Raw genomic sequence first — 14,455 nt, forward strand, 5'->3', positions numbered from 1 at the left:
TCGAGAATTTGAAAATAAAGAAGAACTGGAAAAAGTAGTCAATCAGCTTTTAAATGAAGGGGGATTGATTATTAAATGGAGTAGAAAACTTAAAAATAAGGGTAATGCTGTCAATGTAACTTAAATGCGTAAAAGCTTATTAAGAAAATGGATCAAGAAGGTTTTTTTCAAAGAAACCAACCACACTGGTCTAATATCATAGTGCAGCCTAATGAAAATCTGAGCATTCTTACTAAAGGTTCTGGAGCCGATAAATGTGTAGAACTTGTCAAAATAATATTATCTGATACCTCTGATGGTGTAAGAGAGCTAATAAAAAAGACCAAAGAGGAAATTAGTCCTGATGTTAACTGGAATGAACATTTAATTTCTAAATGGAAAAAAGAGTTTCATGTCATCCTACCTAGAGTAGATTTGATTGATGAGCAACTACAAGAATCGTCTGAATCGGAGGATTTATTTTCTGAAGTTAGAGAGAAGCTAGACTCTTTTGAAGAAGAAGAAAACGAATTTGCTAAAATTGAATACGATGGGGATATTTTTCAAGAAAATGAATAACTGAACTATTAAACGCCAAGGAATTTGAGAATAACGCAATTGTATCGGAAGGGTGAGTTCCCTAATGCAACTTCTACCGCTCCACTAATAGATTTTTGGGGAACGCACCATGCACATTGATTGAAGCTGTAAGTCTAGGCGTTGCTGAATCAAGGTATGAATGCCAACTGTGCATCGTATCCAAAAGTTAGTTTGGGTCTAGCGGCAAGATGTAGGCAGAGTAGTCAAGTGAAGTGTCCCATGCCTGAGCCTCACCTTGTATAGAGCCGACAAATGACTTTAGGATACAATGACGATAAAAGCTAGTAGCCAGTTGGATATATTTGTTATGGCATTAATATCCCGTGTTGTTCACAGTGATCCCGACATTCTAGGGGGAACCCCTGTTTTTGTAGGAACTCGTGTGCCGATGAGAACCCTACTTGATTATCTTGAGGCTGGTGATTCATTAGAGGTATTTCTAGACCATTTTCCCAGTGTCAGTCGAGAACAGGCGATCTCAGCCCTTGAATTAGCAAAGGAAATGTTGACAGCCTATGCGAATCCTGCTTGATGAATGCGCCCCACGCCCGTTAAAGCGTGAGCTTGCCGATTACGAGGTATGCACAGTTGTTGAGATGGGATGGTCAGGGAAAAAGAACGGTGAGTTGCTGAGGCTGATGAGTCAGGAGGGTTTCACGATTCTCCTCACTACAGATCAAAATTTGCGTTATCAGCAAAATTTACAGCAAACTGGAGTGGCAGTTATTGTTCTTGTAGCAACCAGCAACAAACTTTCTGACTTACTTCCCCTAATGCCAGATGCCTGTAGCGTATTAGATAAAGTCTCTCCAGGAGAAGTGATTGAAGTTGGAGGCTCCTGAAAGTTGTGTTGGCGAAAGCAGCATAACTCCGCATCCCTGGCGATATCTCGATCCCAAATCACGGGAATCTGCTGTTTAGCGATTAATTCGGCTTCTTCTCGACAAATAGCCCGAATTCCCACGGGTAAGGTCGGTAAACCCATTTCTAACACCCGACGCATCACACAGGCGTGGTTATGGTGCGATCCTTCGTACTCAAAACGCATATCGCCATGGGCATCAATTTGAACCACCGTAAAAGGTTCCGATAAAGCTTGTCGGTAAGCTTGTACTACTCCCGTAGTGATAGCGTGTTCACCCCCGACGGCGACGACAAATTTATCATCGGCAATTAAACGAGAAACTGTAGCTGTGGTGACGGCTAACATCTCCTCGGCGGACAATTGCGGTTGTTGACGGGTATCTGCGATCGCATCATGGGTATAGATGCCCACTTCTAAACAGGTTTCCCTCTTAAGTTCCTCATCATAGGCTTCCAATTGTTGGGAAGCGGTAATCACCGCCGCCGGTCCAGTTTCACAACCCTTGCGATAGGTGGTGGTGGCCTCGTAGGGAATCGGCAGGATCACGGCCTTAGCTGTGGCGTAAGTGGCGATCGCTTCACTCCCTAAAAACTGTTCGCTACCGGTGGCGCAAGACAATAACATGGGCAAGTCACAGAAAATTTTAGTCCAATCTTCTATTATAAATATTTTGACTATTTTTGTCTATCTCAACTGACCCCAGACATATATACTACAATAGCCAAAACCCCTTATCTATCAATAGATACATCCCTTAACTTTTCTTGGTGTACCCGTGTTTATTGTAATATTTCTCAATGGACAGGGAGCGAGCATATTTGCTGAAACCGAGTTAGATTTATGGGGGGTTTCCTTGATTTCTACCAGGGAAGAGGGCATCAGAAATTCTCTTAATTCCTTCCAAGGCACAGGTTATGGCCTTTTGTCAAGAACGTCAGTTAAATTGCTTTTTTTATATAACTCATTCCCCCTTAATTGAATAAGTTGAGGGGGAATTTTATAGATTAATTTTCGGCTTCATTTTCTAAAATTTCCTGTAATTGTGAACGCAATGGAGTTAGATTATTTTCAATCGTCCGCCAAGCAATTGCCAATTCTACCCGAAAATATTCATGAAAAATGACATTTCGCATATCTCCCATTAAACGCCAAGGAATTTGAGAATAACGCAATTGTATCTCACTAGGAATATTTCTAGATGCCTCACCAATAATTCCTAAATTATAAAGAACTGCTTTAAGAGTCACTCGATTTGAGCTAAAATCTTCAAAGGTCATATTAGCCGTCCATTCCAAGATTTCATCAATGGATTCAATAATATCTTGAAGACGAAGTTGCCAATCTCTAAAAGGCATTAATCACATCCTTTAATACAGGTTGTCGTAAATGTTCTTTTAAAGAATCTTGAGTACCTAAATCAACAGAACATCCTAATATATCTTCTAAGTAAAGTCGTACCTCGATAAACTCAAATAACCCTACCGCTTTACTAAATTCTACCAATAAATCTACATCACTGTCAAAACGTGCTTCATCCCTTGCTACTGAACCAAATAGAGACAGAGATTTTACCCCTAGTTTTTCTAATTGTTCTCGGTGTTTTGCGAGAATTGTTAGTACTTCATCTCGTTTCATGGCTATTTCCTGAAATCTGATTCCTTCATTGTAACCTTAATGGTTGTCTCGTTGATATTGGCTCTCATGATGAAGTTTATTAAAATAGAAATTATTATTGAACTTAGAAATGCTCTGCCAGTGCCAAATACCACCATTAATTAGTTTGCTTAGGTTTTTCAAGTTGCTCTTTAACTAATTCTAAGGGAAGTTTTAACACTCTAGCAATTTGTTCGACGGTTAAGCCTTCTTTCATCAATTCTGTAGCGATTTCGAGTTTATATTCTTCTTCTGGATCAAATTTTTGTAATTGGTTTTCTGGTAGTTGATTACAGATATGACCTTTATTAATTTGGACACCGTTAACGACATTATTGTTAGCGACATTATAATAATACCTTCGCAGACTAGACCTAAGATTAGCTTTATTAACTTCTTCTCCTAAAATTTCCGATAAGGTTTTCCATAGCTTACCGGCTACATCCTTGACATATTTCTCGGAACGATGATGACTTTTAGCGATTTCTGTGTATTTTTGGTGATTAATCACCCCTTCTACGATTTCAGACTGAACATCATCTAAATTCTCTCCTGTATAGGAAAAGATGAGATTATCAACAGTTGTAATTAAAGAGTGAATATCAAAATTGTTCATTTTTAAACACAGAGTCAAGATTAATAAGCTTTTACCCGACATTATATGACATTATAAGGTGTACGGTCAATTTAATATTATTTTTAGATTTAAGTTATTTTTCTTAATACTGCTTTATATAACTTTATATGACTTTAAAAGCCTTGAAGGAAAATTTCAACGTATTTAGAATACGGTGGTATTTTATATTGGAGGTGGGAAGTCACAAAATGCGACTTAAACCGTTTGTATTTATTGTATCTAGTTTCTTGAGTTCCTCTTTGTCCATGAATGCTCTTGCTATCAGCCTAGGTGGGGGTATTTCTGGATCTTATGAAATATTTAAAGGTATAATAGAGCCGTTCGATATTACAATTGATGGACAAACAATTAATACAGGATTAGTAAATTTTACACTAGATTCTTCAGAGTCTTCAAACTTTATTTTTGATTTTAATAATATGACTCATGCCTATGAAGCGAGTCTTTTGATAACAGCACCAGGATTAGATTTACTAGGTGCACCACCGCAAAGAATCACTGTCAGCTTAACAGGAGCAATAACAAGTACAGTACCAGATGATGTTATTCCTGGTTCAGAATTTGATTTAACAATTTTTTCTGAAACTCTAACAGGAGGTGGCGTATTTGAATCAGGACAATTATTATCAGGTTGGAGATACAATAATATTCAAATAAATACCACAAATGTTACCAATGTAAATGTACAAATAGGAAATGACAATAAAGCTGAAACGAAGTGTGATACCTCTAGTAAAGCTGAAGGAAGTGGACGAGTTGATGCTAACTTAACTGATCCTACGGGAAAACAAGTTATCCCTCTTACTGGACAAGGACAGACAAGTTCAGGTAATAATAAACTAAGCTGTCCACCTCCAAAAACATTAGAACCCACCTCAACCCTAAGTCTTCTTTCCCTGGGAATACTTGGTGCAGGTGCAACCCTAAAACGCAAAGTAAAACGCTCTCATTCAACCGAAAAAGAACCCAGTAACGTCGGTTAAATTGCTTTTTTATATAACTCATTCCCCCTTAATTTTAGACCAGTTGAGGGGGATTTTTATGCTCTTGCTTCTCCTTCTTGTATTTTTAACTGAATATTTGCTATAATAAACGAAGGGTAAGCATCAATCATCTTCAAGCGATAGAAACTATTATTGAGGAACGACAAAATGAACTTAGAAATGCTTGGACAAAACACTTCTCAAGCTGAAGTAACTCATATTTCTTCCCATGGAATATGGATTCTGGCAAACAATGAAGAAATGTTTCTTTCCTATCAAAATTTTTACTGGTTTCAAGATGTCCCTATTAGAAAAATTTTAAATATACAAGAGCCTTTTCCTAATCATTTTTATTGGCCAGATTTAGATGTAGATTTAAGCAAAGAAATTATTAAAAATCCTGAGAGATTTCCTTTAAAAGTTAAAGCCTAGTTTTTATCCTTAATTAAGTGCGATGCCGAAGGCACTGCGTAGCAGCACGCTGATCTTGTAGGGTGCGTTCCCTAAGGCAACTTCTACCGCTCCAGCGATCGATTTTTGGGGAACGCACCATGCACATTGATTATTGCGATCGCCGATCTTGTAGGGTGCGTTAATGAAATGTAACGCACCTTATTTTTATTGGTTGTCCTTCTGTATCCCATAGGATACACTTAAGGCATGATTGAAATTCGCCAGACCGAAACCTACTCTCAGTGGTTTAGCAATTTGCGGGATCGCCAAGCAAAAGCACGTATAGACATTCGTGTTCGTCGCCTGTCTATGGGCAATCCAGGCGATGTTAAACCAGTAGGAAAAGGTGTATCGGAACTGCGGATCGATTATGGCCCAGGCTATCGGGTGTATTTCATTCAGCGAGGCGAGACCTTGATCATCCTCTTGGCAGGAGGAGATAAGCAAACTCAAGAACGGGACATCAAAACAGCATTAAATTTAGCACAAGACTTATAGGAGATTTTCATGGCTACTATCCAAACCTATCCTTGGGATGCGGCAGAACATCTCGAAACAAAAGAAGATATAGCTGCATATCTTGAAGCAGCTCTTGAAGATGGCGATCCAAGCTTAGTGGTAGCAGCATTAGGTGATATTGCTCGATCTAAAGGGATGACACATATTGCCCGTGAAACAGGGTTGGGGCGTGAAAGTCTCTATAAAGCTTTGTCAATCGAAGGCAATCCAGAGTTTGCCACAGTTCTTAAGGTCTTACAATCACTTGGGTTACGCCTCCAAGTCGTACCAATTGCCTAACTTCACCGTTATACTGAATCGGTTTTTAATAGCATGATTAACTCCCAATCCCACTTTAAAAACCCGCTCCCTTTTCCCCACTTTCCACTCCCCCATACCTGTTAAACGGGATTTAGGATCAGAGCGATCGCTAGATTAAGGGTTAAGTAATGTTAAGATCATAATTCTTCATGAAGAAAGCGCATGATCGCCGAGTAACTGTAGCTAAAAATACCAAATTTTGCCCCAGTCACAATACATTAGGGATCAAGCGCATTCGATCGAAGCAGGAATTTTCTCCCCAGTATCTATGAATCAATCAGAAAGTTGTGGTAAGGTCTATCTCGTCGGTGCAGGTCCCGGAGATCCCGGTTTGTTGACCTTAAAAGCGAAAGTTCTCCTAGAAAATGCCGATGTTGTCCTCTATGATGCCCTAGTCAGCCCCTCGATTCTGACCATGATTAACCCCAGGGCCGAACAAATCCATGGGGGTAAGCGTCGCGGTCGTCATTCTCTAGTACAGGAGGAAATCACCGCTTTACTGATCGAGAAGGCCCAGACTAATGCTGTGGTTGTTCGTCTCAAGGGGGGTGATCCCTTTGTTTTCGGTCGCGGGGGTGAAGAAATGCTCGATCTGATTGCGGCTGGAATTAGCGTCGAGATCGTGCCGGGGATCACTTCAGGAATTGCCGTGCCTGCCTACGCCGGTATTCCCCTCACCCATCGCAATTATAGTTCTTCCGTTACCTTCGTCACCGGCCACGAGATGGCGGGTAAATATCGTCCTCAAGTTAACTGGTCAGCGATCGCCCATGGTGCGGAAACAATTGTTGTTTATATGGGTGTGCATAATTTACCCTATATTATCGGCGAGTTAACCAAGGCCGGCAGAAGTCCAGAAACACCGATCGCCCTGATTCGCTGGGGAACAACACCGCAACAACAGCAGTTAATCGGTACTTTCACCACGATTATGGACCAGATCGAAGCCACCGGCTTTGAAGCCCCAGCGATCGCTGTTATCGGTGCAGTGGTGAACCTTCACGATCTCTTGCAAGCGGGACAACCTTTGCTATCGAGGACAATCCCCCCCACCCCCATTTCTCCCTGATTCGGTTTCCATGCGTCAATATCAAAAATCCCTGACAATTGCCACCAGTCCCAAGAATTTCCATCGTCTCACTGCCCCCATAGAGGTGATCGTGGCTGAATCGGGCATAACGACGGGATTATGCAGTATATTTGTCTGTCACACCTCCGCTTCTTTGCTGATCCAAGAAAATGCCGATCCCGATGTTCTCACCGATTTGGCCAATTTCTTCGCCAAGTTAGTCCCGGAAGATAGCAGTCTCTACTATCACTCTACCGAAGGGCCAGACGATATGCCCGCTCACATTCGCTCGGTCCTAACCCGGACATCGGAACAAATCCCGATCGCTAGAGGTAAATTAGTTTTAGGCATCTGGCAAGGTATCTATCTCTGGGAACATCGTCAGAGTCGTCACCAAAGGCAAGTGGTGGTTCATATCACCGGGGTCTGAAGCGTTGCGTATAGTTTTGTAATAGAAACTTTACTCGTACCCCTCATCGGAGTAAGATTTTTTCCGTGTACGATCAAATTGTTCGCTTTTTGAACAAAGAACTTCATATTTCGTAACAAAAGGAAACAATTTATGCGAAAATTGTTCGCTCTGGCCCTGGTGCTATCTCTCTGGTTCACCTTTGCCGCTCCAGCGTCGGCTGATTTGTCCAATCTGACCCCTTGTAGCGAAAATCCCGCTTTCCTACAAAAAGCGAAGAGTTTCCGCAACACCACTCCTGACCCCGAATCGGGAGCCAAACGCGCTCAAACCTACTCCCAAGCTCTCTGTGGACCGGAAGGCTATCCGCACCTAATTGTGGATGGTCGTTGGGATCACATGGGCGATTTCTTTATCCCTAGCATCCTATTCCTGTACATTACCGGTTGGATCGGTTGGGTTGGTCGGGCCTATTTAATCGCCGTGCGCGACAGCAAAGATGCGGAAATGAAGGAAATCATCATCGATGTTCCCCTCGCTTTGAGCAAAATGTTAACGGGTTTTCTCTGGCCGTTGGCGGCTTTACAAGAGGCCACTTCCGGTAAATTAACCGTTAAGGATTCGGAAATTACCGTTTCCCCTCGTTAATTTTTGTGTCAAACCCTTGACTTTTTATTCCCTAGGAGAACTCAGATGGAAGGACTTACTAAATTTCTCTCGTCCGCACCCGTGTTAATTATGGCGCTGCTGACTTTCACCGCCGGGATTTTAATCGAATTTAATCGCTTTTATCCCGATCTCTTATTCCACCCGCTAGGCTAAAGGCAATCTCAGGTGATTAAAGGGGATACAGAGTCCACTGTATCCCTTTTTAAGGGCAACGATCGGAGGGACTGGGGGAATATTAAGAAAAGAAAGGCACTGGAGACGACAGGCTCTAAAAATCGATAAGATACAGGTGTCTGCAACCACAGAGGTGGGACAAACCATGCTGTTAGATAGAGATTTGATGCTAGGAAAGCGTCTGCGGTATCAAGAATTACAAGAAAAATTAAAAGAGATTTGGCAGGGAGAAAACGTTCCCGAATCCGATGAATGGGATTATGATATCCTAGTTGTCCCTTCTTTTAGTATCGATCAGAGAGTCGGTCAAAAAGTAGCGGGTTTTTTACATTACGAAGAAAGATTATTATTTTCTCTGATTCGGTTGCGACACCCGAAAACTCGTTTAATCTATGTAACAGCGCAGCCACTGGCGCGGATGGTGATTGATTATTATCTGCAATTGTTGCCTGGGATTCCTTTTTCCCATGCTAATAATCGTCTGTTATTACTGACAACTCACGATAACTCTTTTCAACCTTTAACCCAAAAAATTCTGGACAGACCGCGCTTAGTAGCAAGAATCCGGCAAGCGTTGCGTCGAGATCGTGCCTACATGGTTTGTTTTAATTCTACTAATTTAGAGCGAGAATTGTCTTTACAATTAGATATTCCTTTATTTGCCTGTAGTCCAGACTTATTGTATTGGGGTTCTAAAAGTGGCAGTCGCGAGATTTTTGCTCAAGGCAATATTCCCCATCCTGACGGTAGTTTACAGGTAAATACGGTCAAGGATTTGTTGTATGAGGCCGCTAGTTTGTGGTCCCGTCAACCGCAACTAAAACGCATGGTAGTGAAGTTAAATGAGGGGTTATCGGGAGAAGGAAATGCAGTTTTAGATTTACGTCCTTTAGGGGTAATTGTTGATAGTAACAGTCTAGATTTAAGCGAGAAAATGAATCTCTTGTCCAAACAATTAGAGAAGATGAGTTTTCAAGCAAGGGATGAAAATTGGGAGAGTTTTTCTGGCAGAATTGCTGAATTAGGGGCAATTGTCGAAGCTTTTATTGAAGGAGAAGAAAAGCGATCGCCAAGTGTGCAAGGTTATATTACACCCACGGGAGAAGTGAATATTCTTTCCACTCACGATCAAATTTTAGGCGGTCCCGATGGTCAAATTTATCTAGGTTGTCATTTTCCTGCCGATGAAAATTATCGCCTGCAATTACAGGAATTAGGTCTAAAAATAGGGGAAATTCTGGCAGCAAAGGGGGCAATTGAACGCTATGGAGTTGATTTCGTCGCTGTCAAAAATCCAGAAACTTTAGTCTGGGATTTACAGGCGATCGAAATTAATCTGCGAAAAGGAGGAACTACCCATCCTTTCATGACTTTGAAGCTTTTAACTAATGGTGAATACGATCAAAAAACCGGATTGTTTTTCAGTCAACCTCACCAAGAAAAGTATTATATTGCCTCCGATAATCTCCACAAACCCCAATACAAAGGTTTACTTCCCGATGATTTAATGGATATTATTGCTAAACATCACTTACATTTTGATAGTAGCAGTAAAACAGGAACAGTTTTTCATCTCATGGGTGCGCTGTCAGAATTTGGTAAATTAGGGTTAACTTGTATCGGCAATTCTAGTGAGGAAGCTGCGGCAATTTATCAGCGTGTGGAACAGGTGTTAGATTGGGAAACAGAGCATAGTTCCATAAATTTAGGTTATTATTATTCTGGATTACCGATCACTTGGATATAGAAGGTTTTTCTGGCAAGAATTTGCGTTTTAGGGAATCGATAGCTCGTCCGGGTACTTCCGTCGCTTGAGCGAGAATTAAATTCCAAAGATAACCGTATTTAGGGAAATTTCTCAGGAGAATCACCTCGGCAATAAAGTAAAAACGTTTAGTTCTTTTATACTCAGGAGGATTATCTTCAATCCGCAGTTGTTCGGCTATTTCTGGCAGCCAATGACCGATAGTTTTACCTTGCTCAAAAAACTTGGCCTGAATATACAAACCCAGTAATCTATCTAAACACCAAAAGGGAATATATTTAATCGGACCAGTGACACTCATGGAAGCAGTAATCTCTTTAACTGCCGGTTGTACCAGTTCGTTTTTCCAAACTTTTTTATCAAAGTTTTCCATGTGAGGACCCTTGTGATCTCGACGTTTCCCGATCAGGGCGCTAGGATTAAAAGGATTATCTAAAGGAGCGATCGGTACTTCTAATAAATAATTATTCTCTTTAAACAAGTTACTATTATTCTCTCTCCTGCTACAGATAGCTAAACTTTTTACATCGGGAATTGTTGGCCAAGGACTCTCCAATTTTTCTCGTTCACCGTAGGGAAATCCACATCTGGCTAATCTTAATACCCAACTATTGGGAAAGCGGTCAAAATAGTCTTTGACTAAGGTGACGATCTCAGGGTGTAAATATTCATCGCAATTGATTGTGAGAATATAAGTACCTCTGGCATTTAAAAATCCTGTACTTCTTTGAATAATTTCACCTCGTAAAGCACAGACAATCTGTTTCATGCGTGGATCATTGACTGGGGAAGGTTTGACCCCAGGAGGATGAACTAAAATAAATTCTATATCTCCCTTGACTTTCAATAATTCTCCTAGCCAATGTTCGCTAAATCCCTCGCGCATCGGGATAACGATCGATAGAAAAGTATTAGACATAAATTAACTCTTTAGATTTGCTTGTGATTTATCAAAGTTGTCTTGACTGCGATGCACTTAACTGGTTTAAATGGCCTCTAAATATTTGCTATCGAGCAGAAATGAGCCTCGATCGAATTTTACACCCCAATAACCCCCCGGCCGGCGATCGATAACCGTGCCGATATCGTCGATATTGAGTAGCTCCGGCGGCCGTAACATAGGCATGGGATCGGCGGTTTTCAGGTAAGGGGGAATGGCAATCAGACGGACTTTTCCCCCGATGCTAATTTCACTCATGGTACTGGCTAGATGCGATCGTGACATCGTATCTCAACTTAGCATATTTCAAATCATTCTAAAGATAGATTCCCTAGGGAATAGGTATTCTGTAAGCTGTTGCCATCCGCCTTTGGCGTTGGGTTGGGGTGTTGCTTAACCTAGCGGCGAGCGGAGCGATCGCTATCGGTACAATCAAAAAGACCCAAAATCTTAATCGCTAGTTAGGGAGAGGAATGTAAAGATTTATTAAATATAGAGAAATTGCGGCATGAGATATGATTGATATGGTTGCCTATTAGTCTAAGTCAAATGAACATTGAACAAGTTATCATTAAAAACCTAAGAAAACTTCCCTTAGAAAAACAACAAGAAGTGTTATCCTTCACCGAATCTCTCACCTCAAGAATTTCCCTCCCTTCCCCAGATTATAGTCTCACTCCCCAGGAAAAAGCTCAAAAATGGCAGAAAGTAATCGCTAAACTTCCTAAAACAAGTGCGAATTTACCTGATGAAGCTTTACACCGTGACACTATGTATGAAGACTAATGACTCAATATTTACTGGATACTAACATTTTACTTCGGGCGGCTGATACGTCTTCAGCAACTTATTCTCTTGCTAATAATGTAATTACTCAAATCGTCGAAACAGCTAATGAATGTGTTATTATTCCTCAAGTTTTAATTGAATTTTGGGTAGTTGCAACCCGACCCCTTGATGTTAATGGTTTAGGTTGGACTCCAGCACAAGCTACAAATTATGTCAATGATTTATTAGATAACTTTACATTAATTGCAGAAACGCCGGATATTTTTCCCCTTTGGTTTCAATTAGTCACCATCTACAACATTAAAGGAAAACGCACTCATGATATTAGGCTTCTTGCTGTCATGAAAGCTTCTAACATTACCCATTTATTAACCTTTAATCCTGATGACTTTATCCCTATTCCCAATATTACCATCGTTCATCCTCAAGATTTCATTAATTCCCAATAATTAAGCAGCAAATCCGACATACCGCGCCACAATCCCTCACGGAAGGCAATAGGTCGCTTGAGAAGGGGTAAAACAGGGGAAAACACCTGAGACTCCTTCCCCTGTGAATCCCTAAGCTAGGGAGAGGAATGTAAGGATTTATTAAATTGTATTTTTTGATACAGTTGTGGGGGGGGGAATGTGTACGATCCCCTTGTCTCCCTTTGGCGTTGGGTTGGGGTGTTGCCTGACCTAGCAAAGAAACGACAAAAGTAGGCTAATAGCCTCAAAGCTAAGACTACAAACTTACACACAAAAAACACTACTCAGGAGTAAAAAATGAAAAATTGGACTTTAGCCTTAGCTCTTGGAGCGGCTGCAACGACTACAATGATTGGCTTTGGAGTAAATCCTGCTTCGGCTTTGACATTTAATTTTCGTTTCGATATAGATTTTCCCTCTGCTGCCAATCCCACACCAGTTAATGCCACATTGATCACGGAGGATTTTTTGACCACTGAATCAGGCTTTACTGGATATAGAGTTACATCCATAACTGGAACTCAAGGTACAAGTCCATTTGCCGCTCCAGAGAGTGGTCCAATAATTGGTCTATTAGCTCCAGGCACAACTCAGATTGGTCCATTCGCTGCCCTAAACGATAATCTATTTAATCCAAATGGTGTTGAAAACCCCGGAACTAATACAGCATCTGCCTTTTTCTCTCAAGGGGGACTTGCTTACACGATTAATGAAAACAACACCACTCCTCCTGATGTTGATCCTTATCAGGCATTCTATGATGCTCCTAGTCAAAGTTATATGGGGTGTTTAGACCCGTGTGTTACTATTAGAAACCTAAAGGTAGTTCCTGAACCCTCCTCAACTGCTGGACTTTTAGCTATTGGCTCCTTTGGTGCATTAGGTGCAGCTTCAACCCTCAAACGCAAACTAAAATCATCCAAAACATCAGAAAACTAAACCACAAAAGTAGGCTAAATTGCCCACAAAATACGATAAATGCCCCTTCATTCAGTCAGTTGAGGGGGTTTATTGTATAATAGGGACATGATTAAATCAAGAGGATTTTGGTTATGCAACAGGTGACGATTGAGCTACCCACCACCATAATTAATGCTCTAGCCGCCTACAATCAAGAGCATAAGGTATCTTCTTCTGATACAGTACAAACGGCTATAGAATCATTTTTAATAGCGAAAGGCTATTTATCCAAACCGAAAAAATCTTTTCACTTATCTCCCGCACCCAAAGGAAGTGGCTATACTGACACATCCATCAATCATGACGCTGTTTTAGCCGAATTTACAGCTTGCCTCTATATAGATTAGGATTTGAACAAGCCACTCATTTCACACAAAATTGCTTAGAATCTGCTAATCTGATCAATCCGACAGAAGATCAGTATTTCGCAGCCATAGCAAAAGCTAAACAATTTCCTGATCAAACTATTACTATTGTTGATGCTTTGACTGCTATCATCTCAATCGAATTAGATCTACCTGTTTGGAGCTATGATTATCATTTTGATATAATGCGGGTGAAAGTATGGAGATAACCCTCAAGTGCCAACTAAAACCCTCCAAACCCTCAGAAAAGGAAACCACAAAAGTCTCCTAAAAAACATTAATAAAAAACTTGTGATCGCCGCTTCATTCAGTCAGTTGAGGGGGTTTTGTTTTTTTATATATTTTCCTCTTACACATTAGTCGCTCGAAAATGATAAGATAGATATAATAAACCAGATTGAGTCTGAGGAGAAATCAAAAATGCAATTTATTCAGACTAAAGCCAAAATCAAAGATGGACAATTAATTATCGAGCAACCCCATCAAGATTTGCCAACAGACACAGAGATTGAAGTTGTTATTATTGTTCCCGATCAAAATGAACAAGTAGAATTTGAACAAGCTCGTAAGATGCAAGCTGCATTTAAAGAAGCAGGTATCGACACTGATGAACAGATTTTAGAGCTTATTCGTAAAGTGAAGCAAGAACTATTTCAGGAGCGGTATGAATGAGGAGAATTTTTTTAGATACAAATATTTATATTATTGGTCAATTAAGGCTCTTCGGTTTGTGTTATGCAATGGACGGGGGTTATAAGGGATGGAACCCTTATATAGAAAGGCATTTAGCGATTTTTGTCAATTATTTCTTATCTAGAGCGAACTAATCAATTAAGTCTCTTGCCAGATAAGGATT

The 14,455-nt window shown here is 40.7% G+C and carries 23 protein-coding genes and 2 pseudogenes; 19 read left to right on the forward strand and 6 right to left on the reverse strand.

Annotated features, from left to right (window positions below):
• The 4 genes and pseudogenes from O9332_RS08645 to O9332_RS08660 all read left to right on the forward strand — a co-directional run.
• Positions 1 to 124, forward strand: a pseudogene (locus O9332_RS08645) (IS630 family transposase); the annotation flags it as partial.
• A gap of 23 nt (positions 125 to 147) precedes the next feature.
• Positions 148 to 558 (forward strand): hypothetical protein, encoded by a 411-nt coding sequence (locus tag O9332_RS08650; protein ID WP_288024938.1) that lies wholly within the window; start codon positions 148 to 150, stop codon positions 556 to 558.
• Positions 559 to 847: 289 nt separating this feature from the next.
• The gene (locus O9332_RS08655; RefSeq protein ID WP_002757287.1) at positions 848 to 1,111 is read left to right on the forward strand and encodes a DUF433 domain-containing protein; all 264 of its coding nucleotides are present in this window, start codon (positions 848 to 850) and stop codon (positions 1,109 to 1,111) included.
• On the forward strand, positions 1,095 to 1,421 hold the full coding sequence (locus O9332_RS08660; RefSeq protein WP_002757286.1) for a DUF5615 family PIN-like protein: 327 nt from the start codon (positions 1,095 to 1,097) through the stop codon (positions 1,419 to 1,421). The genes O9332_RS08655 and O9332_RS08660 overlap by 17 nt, the downstream gene beginning before the upstream one ends.
• Positions 1,422 to 1,453: 32 nt before the next feature.
• On the opposite strand, the pseudogene speB reads toward O9332_RS08660, so the two are convergent.
• The 4 genes and pseudogenes from speB to O9332_RS08680 all read right to left on the reverse strand — a co-directional run.
• A pseudogene (speB, locus tag O9332_RS08665) lies at positions 1,454 to 2,068 on the reverse strand (agmatinase); the annotation flags it as partial.
• Positions 2,069 to 2,448: 380 nt separating this feature from the next.
• Positions 2,449 to 2,799, reverse strand: coding sequence for a HepT-like ribonuclease domain-containing protein (locus O9332_RS08670; RefSeq protein ID WP_002757284.1), 351 nt, complete (start codon positions 2,797 to 2,799; stop codon positions 2,449 to 2,451).
• Positions 2,789 to 3,079 (reverse strand): nucleotidyltransferase family protein, encoded by a 291-nt coding sequence (locus O9332_RS08675; protein WP_002757283.1) that lies wholly within the window; start codon positions 3,077 to 3,079, stop codon positions 2,789 to 2,791. Before O9332_RS08675 ends, O9332_RS08670 begins: the two co-directional genes overlap by 11 nt.
• Positions 3,080 to 3,215: 136 nt before the next feature.
• The gene (locus O9332_RS08680; RefSeq protein WP_288024942.1) at positions 3,216 to 3,713 is read right to left on the reverse strand and encodes a helix-turn-helix domain-containing protein; all 498 of its coding nucleotides are present in this window, start codon (positions 3,711 to 3,713) and stop codon (positions 3,216 to 3,218) included.
• 128 nt (positions 3,714 to 3,841) lie between these two features.
• Here O9332_RS08680 and O9332_RS08685 point away from each other — a divergent pair, with 128 nt between their 5' ends.
• From O9332_RS08685 to O9332_RS08725, 9 genes are all read left to right on the forward strand, one after another.
• Positions 3,842 to 4,717 carry a hypothetical protein gene (locus O9332_RS08685; protein WP_002757274.1) on the forward strand — a complete coding sequence of 292 codons (876 nt, stop codon included), beginning with the start codon at positions 3,842 to 3,844 and terminating at the stop codon, positions 4,715 to 4,717.
• A 168-nt stretch (positions 4,718 to 4,885) separates the two neighbouring features.
• On the forward strand, positions 4,886 to 5,149 hold the full coding sequence (locus O9332_RS08690; protein ID WP_002757272.1) for a DUF2442 domain-containing protein: 264 nt from the start codon (positions 4,886 to 4,888) through the stop codon (positions 5,147 to 5,149).
• 228 nt (positions 5,150 to 5,377) lie between these two features.
• Entirely contained in the window at positions 5,378 to 5,668 is a 291-nt protein-coding gene (locus O9332_RS08695) for a type II toxin-antitoxin system RelE/ParE family toxin (RefSeq protein WP_159292440.1), read from the forward strand.
• A 9-nt stretch (positions 5,669 to 5,677) separates the two neighbouring features.
• Positions 5,678 to 5,968 (forward strand): addiction module antidote protein, encoded by a 291-nt coding sequence (locus tag O9332_RS08700; RefSeq protein ID WP_002757266.1) that lies wholly within the window; start codon positions 5,678 to 5,680, stop codon positions 5,966 to 5,968.
• Positions 5,969 to 6,257: 289 nt separating this feature from the next.
• Entirely contained in the window at positions 6,258 to 7,058 is an 801-nt protein-coding gene (gene cobA, locus O9332_RS08705; RefSeq protein ID WP_288024947.1) for a uroporphyrinogen-III C-methyltransferase, read from the forward strand.
• A 10-nt stretch (positions 7,059 to 7,068) separates the two neighbouring features.
• Entirely contained in the window at positions 7,069 to 7,488 is a 420-nt protein-coding gene (locus tag O9332_RS08710) for a secondary thiamine-phosphate synthase enzyme YjbQ (RefSeq protein ID WP_288024951.1), read from the forward strand.
• A 132-nt stretch (positions 7,489 to 7,620) separates the two neighbouring features.
• On the forward strand, positions 7,621 to 8,115 hold the full coding sequence (locus O9332_RS08715; RefSeq protein WP_002748906.1) for a photosystem I reaction center subunit III: 495 nt from the start codon (positions 7,621 to 7,623) through the stop codon (positions 8,113 to 8,115).
• Positions 8,116 to 8,160: 45 nt separating this feature from the next.
• Entirely contained in the window at positions 8,161 to 8,289 is a 129-nt protein-coding gene (psaJ, locus tag O9332_RS08720; protein WP_002738148.1) for a photosystem I reaction center subunit IX, read from the forward strand.
• A 166-nt stretch (positions 8,290 to 8,455) separates the two neighbouring features.
• Positions 8,456 to 10,057, forward strand: coding sequence for a peptide ligase PGM1-related protein (locus tag O9332_RS08725; protein WP_002757259.1), 1,602 nt, complete (start codon positions 8,456 to 8,458; stop codon positions 10,055 to 10,057).
• On the opposite strand, the gene O9332_RS08730 is transcribed toward O9332_RS08725, so the two are convergent.
• On the reverse strand, positions 10,044 to 10,994 hold the full coding sequence (locus O9332_RS08730) for a glycosyltransferase family protein (protein ID WP_002757257.1): 951 nt from the start codon (positions 10,992 to 10,994) through the stop codon (positions 10,044 to 10,046). The genes O9332_RS08725 and O9332_RS08730 overlap by 14 nt on opposite strands.
• A 66-nt stretch (positions 10,995 to 11,060) precedes the next feature.
• On the reverse strand, positions 11,061 to 11,273 hold the full coding sequence (sipA, locus tag O9332_RS08735; RefSeq protein WP_002777112.1) for a regulatory protein SipA: 213 nt from the start codon (positions 11,271 to 11,273) through the stop codon (positions 11,061 to 11,063).
• Between the two features lie 291 nt (positions 11,274 to 11,564).
• Here sipA and O9332_RS08740 point away from each other — a divergent pair, with 291 nt between their 5' ends.
• From O9332_RS08740 to O9332_RS08765, 6 genes are all read left to right on the forward strand, one after another.
• A complete protein-coding gene (locus O9332_RS08740) occupies positions 11,565 to 11,801 on the forward strand; it encodes a hypothetical protein (protein ID WP_008202209.1) in 237 nt (78 codons plus the stop codon).
• On the forward strand, positions 11,801 to 12,253 hold the full coding sequence (locus O9332_RS08745; protein ID WP_002750618.1) for a type II toxin-antitoxin system VapC family toxin: 453 nt from the start codon (positions 11,801 to 11,803) through the stop codon (positions 12,251 to 12,253). The genes O9332_RS08740 and O9332_RS08745 overlap by 1 nt, the downstream gene beginning before the upstream one ends.
• A gap of 318 nt (positions 12,254 to 12,571) precedes the next feature.
• The gene (locus tag O9332_RS08750; protein WP_002757252.1) at positions 12,572 to 13,213 is read left to right on the forward strand and encodes a PEP-CTERM sorting domain-containing protein; all 642 of its coding nucleotides are present in this window, start codon (positions 12,572 to 12,574) and stop codon (positions 13,211 to 13,213) included.
• A 113-nt stretch (positions 13,214 to 13,326) separates the two neighbouring features.
• A complete protein-coding gene (locus O9332_RS08755; RefSeq protein WP_002757250.1) occupies positions 13,327 to 13,581 on the forward strand; it encodes a hypothetical protein in 255 nt (84 codons plus the stop codon).
• Complete coding sequence (locus O9332_RS08760) at positions 13,563 to 13,808, forward strand: PIN domain-containing protein (protein WP_002757248.1); 246 nt, start codon at positions 13,563 to 13,565, stop codon at positions 13,806 to 13,808. The genes O9332_RS08755 and O9332_RS08760 overlap by 19 nt, the downstream gene beginning before the upstream one ends.
• A 211-nt stretch (positions 13,809 to 14,019) precedes the next feature.
• Positions 14,020 to 14,271, forward strand: a complete 252-nt coding sequence (locus tag O9332_RS08765; RefSeq protein ID WP_288024958.1) for a hypothetical protein — start codon at positions 14,020 to 14,022, stop codon at positions 14,269 to 14,271.
• The last annotated feature ends 184 nt before the right edge of the window (positions 14,272 to 14,455 follow it).

The sequence above is a fragment of the Microcystis sp. LE19-10.1B genome (assembly GCF_027530565.1).
In the GTDB taxonomy this organism is placed as follows: domain Bacteria; phylum Cyanobacteriota; class Cyanobacteriia; order Cyanobacteriales; family Microcystaceae; genus Microcystis; species Microcystis aeruginosa.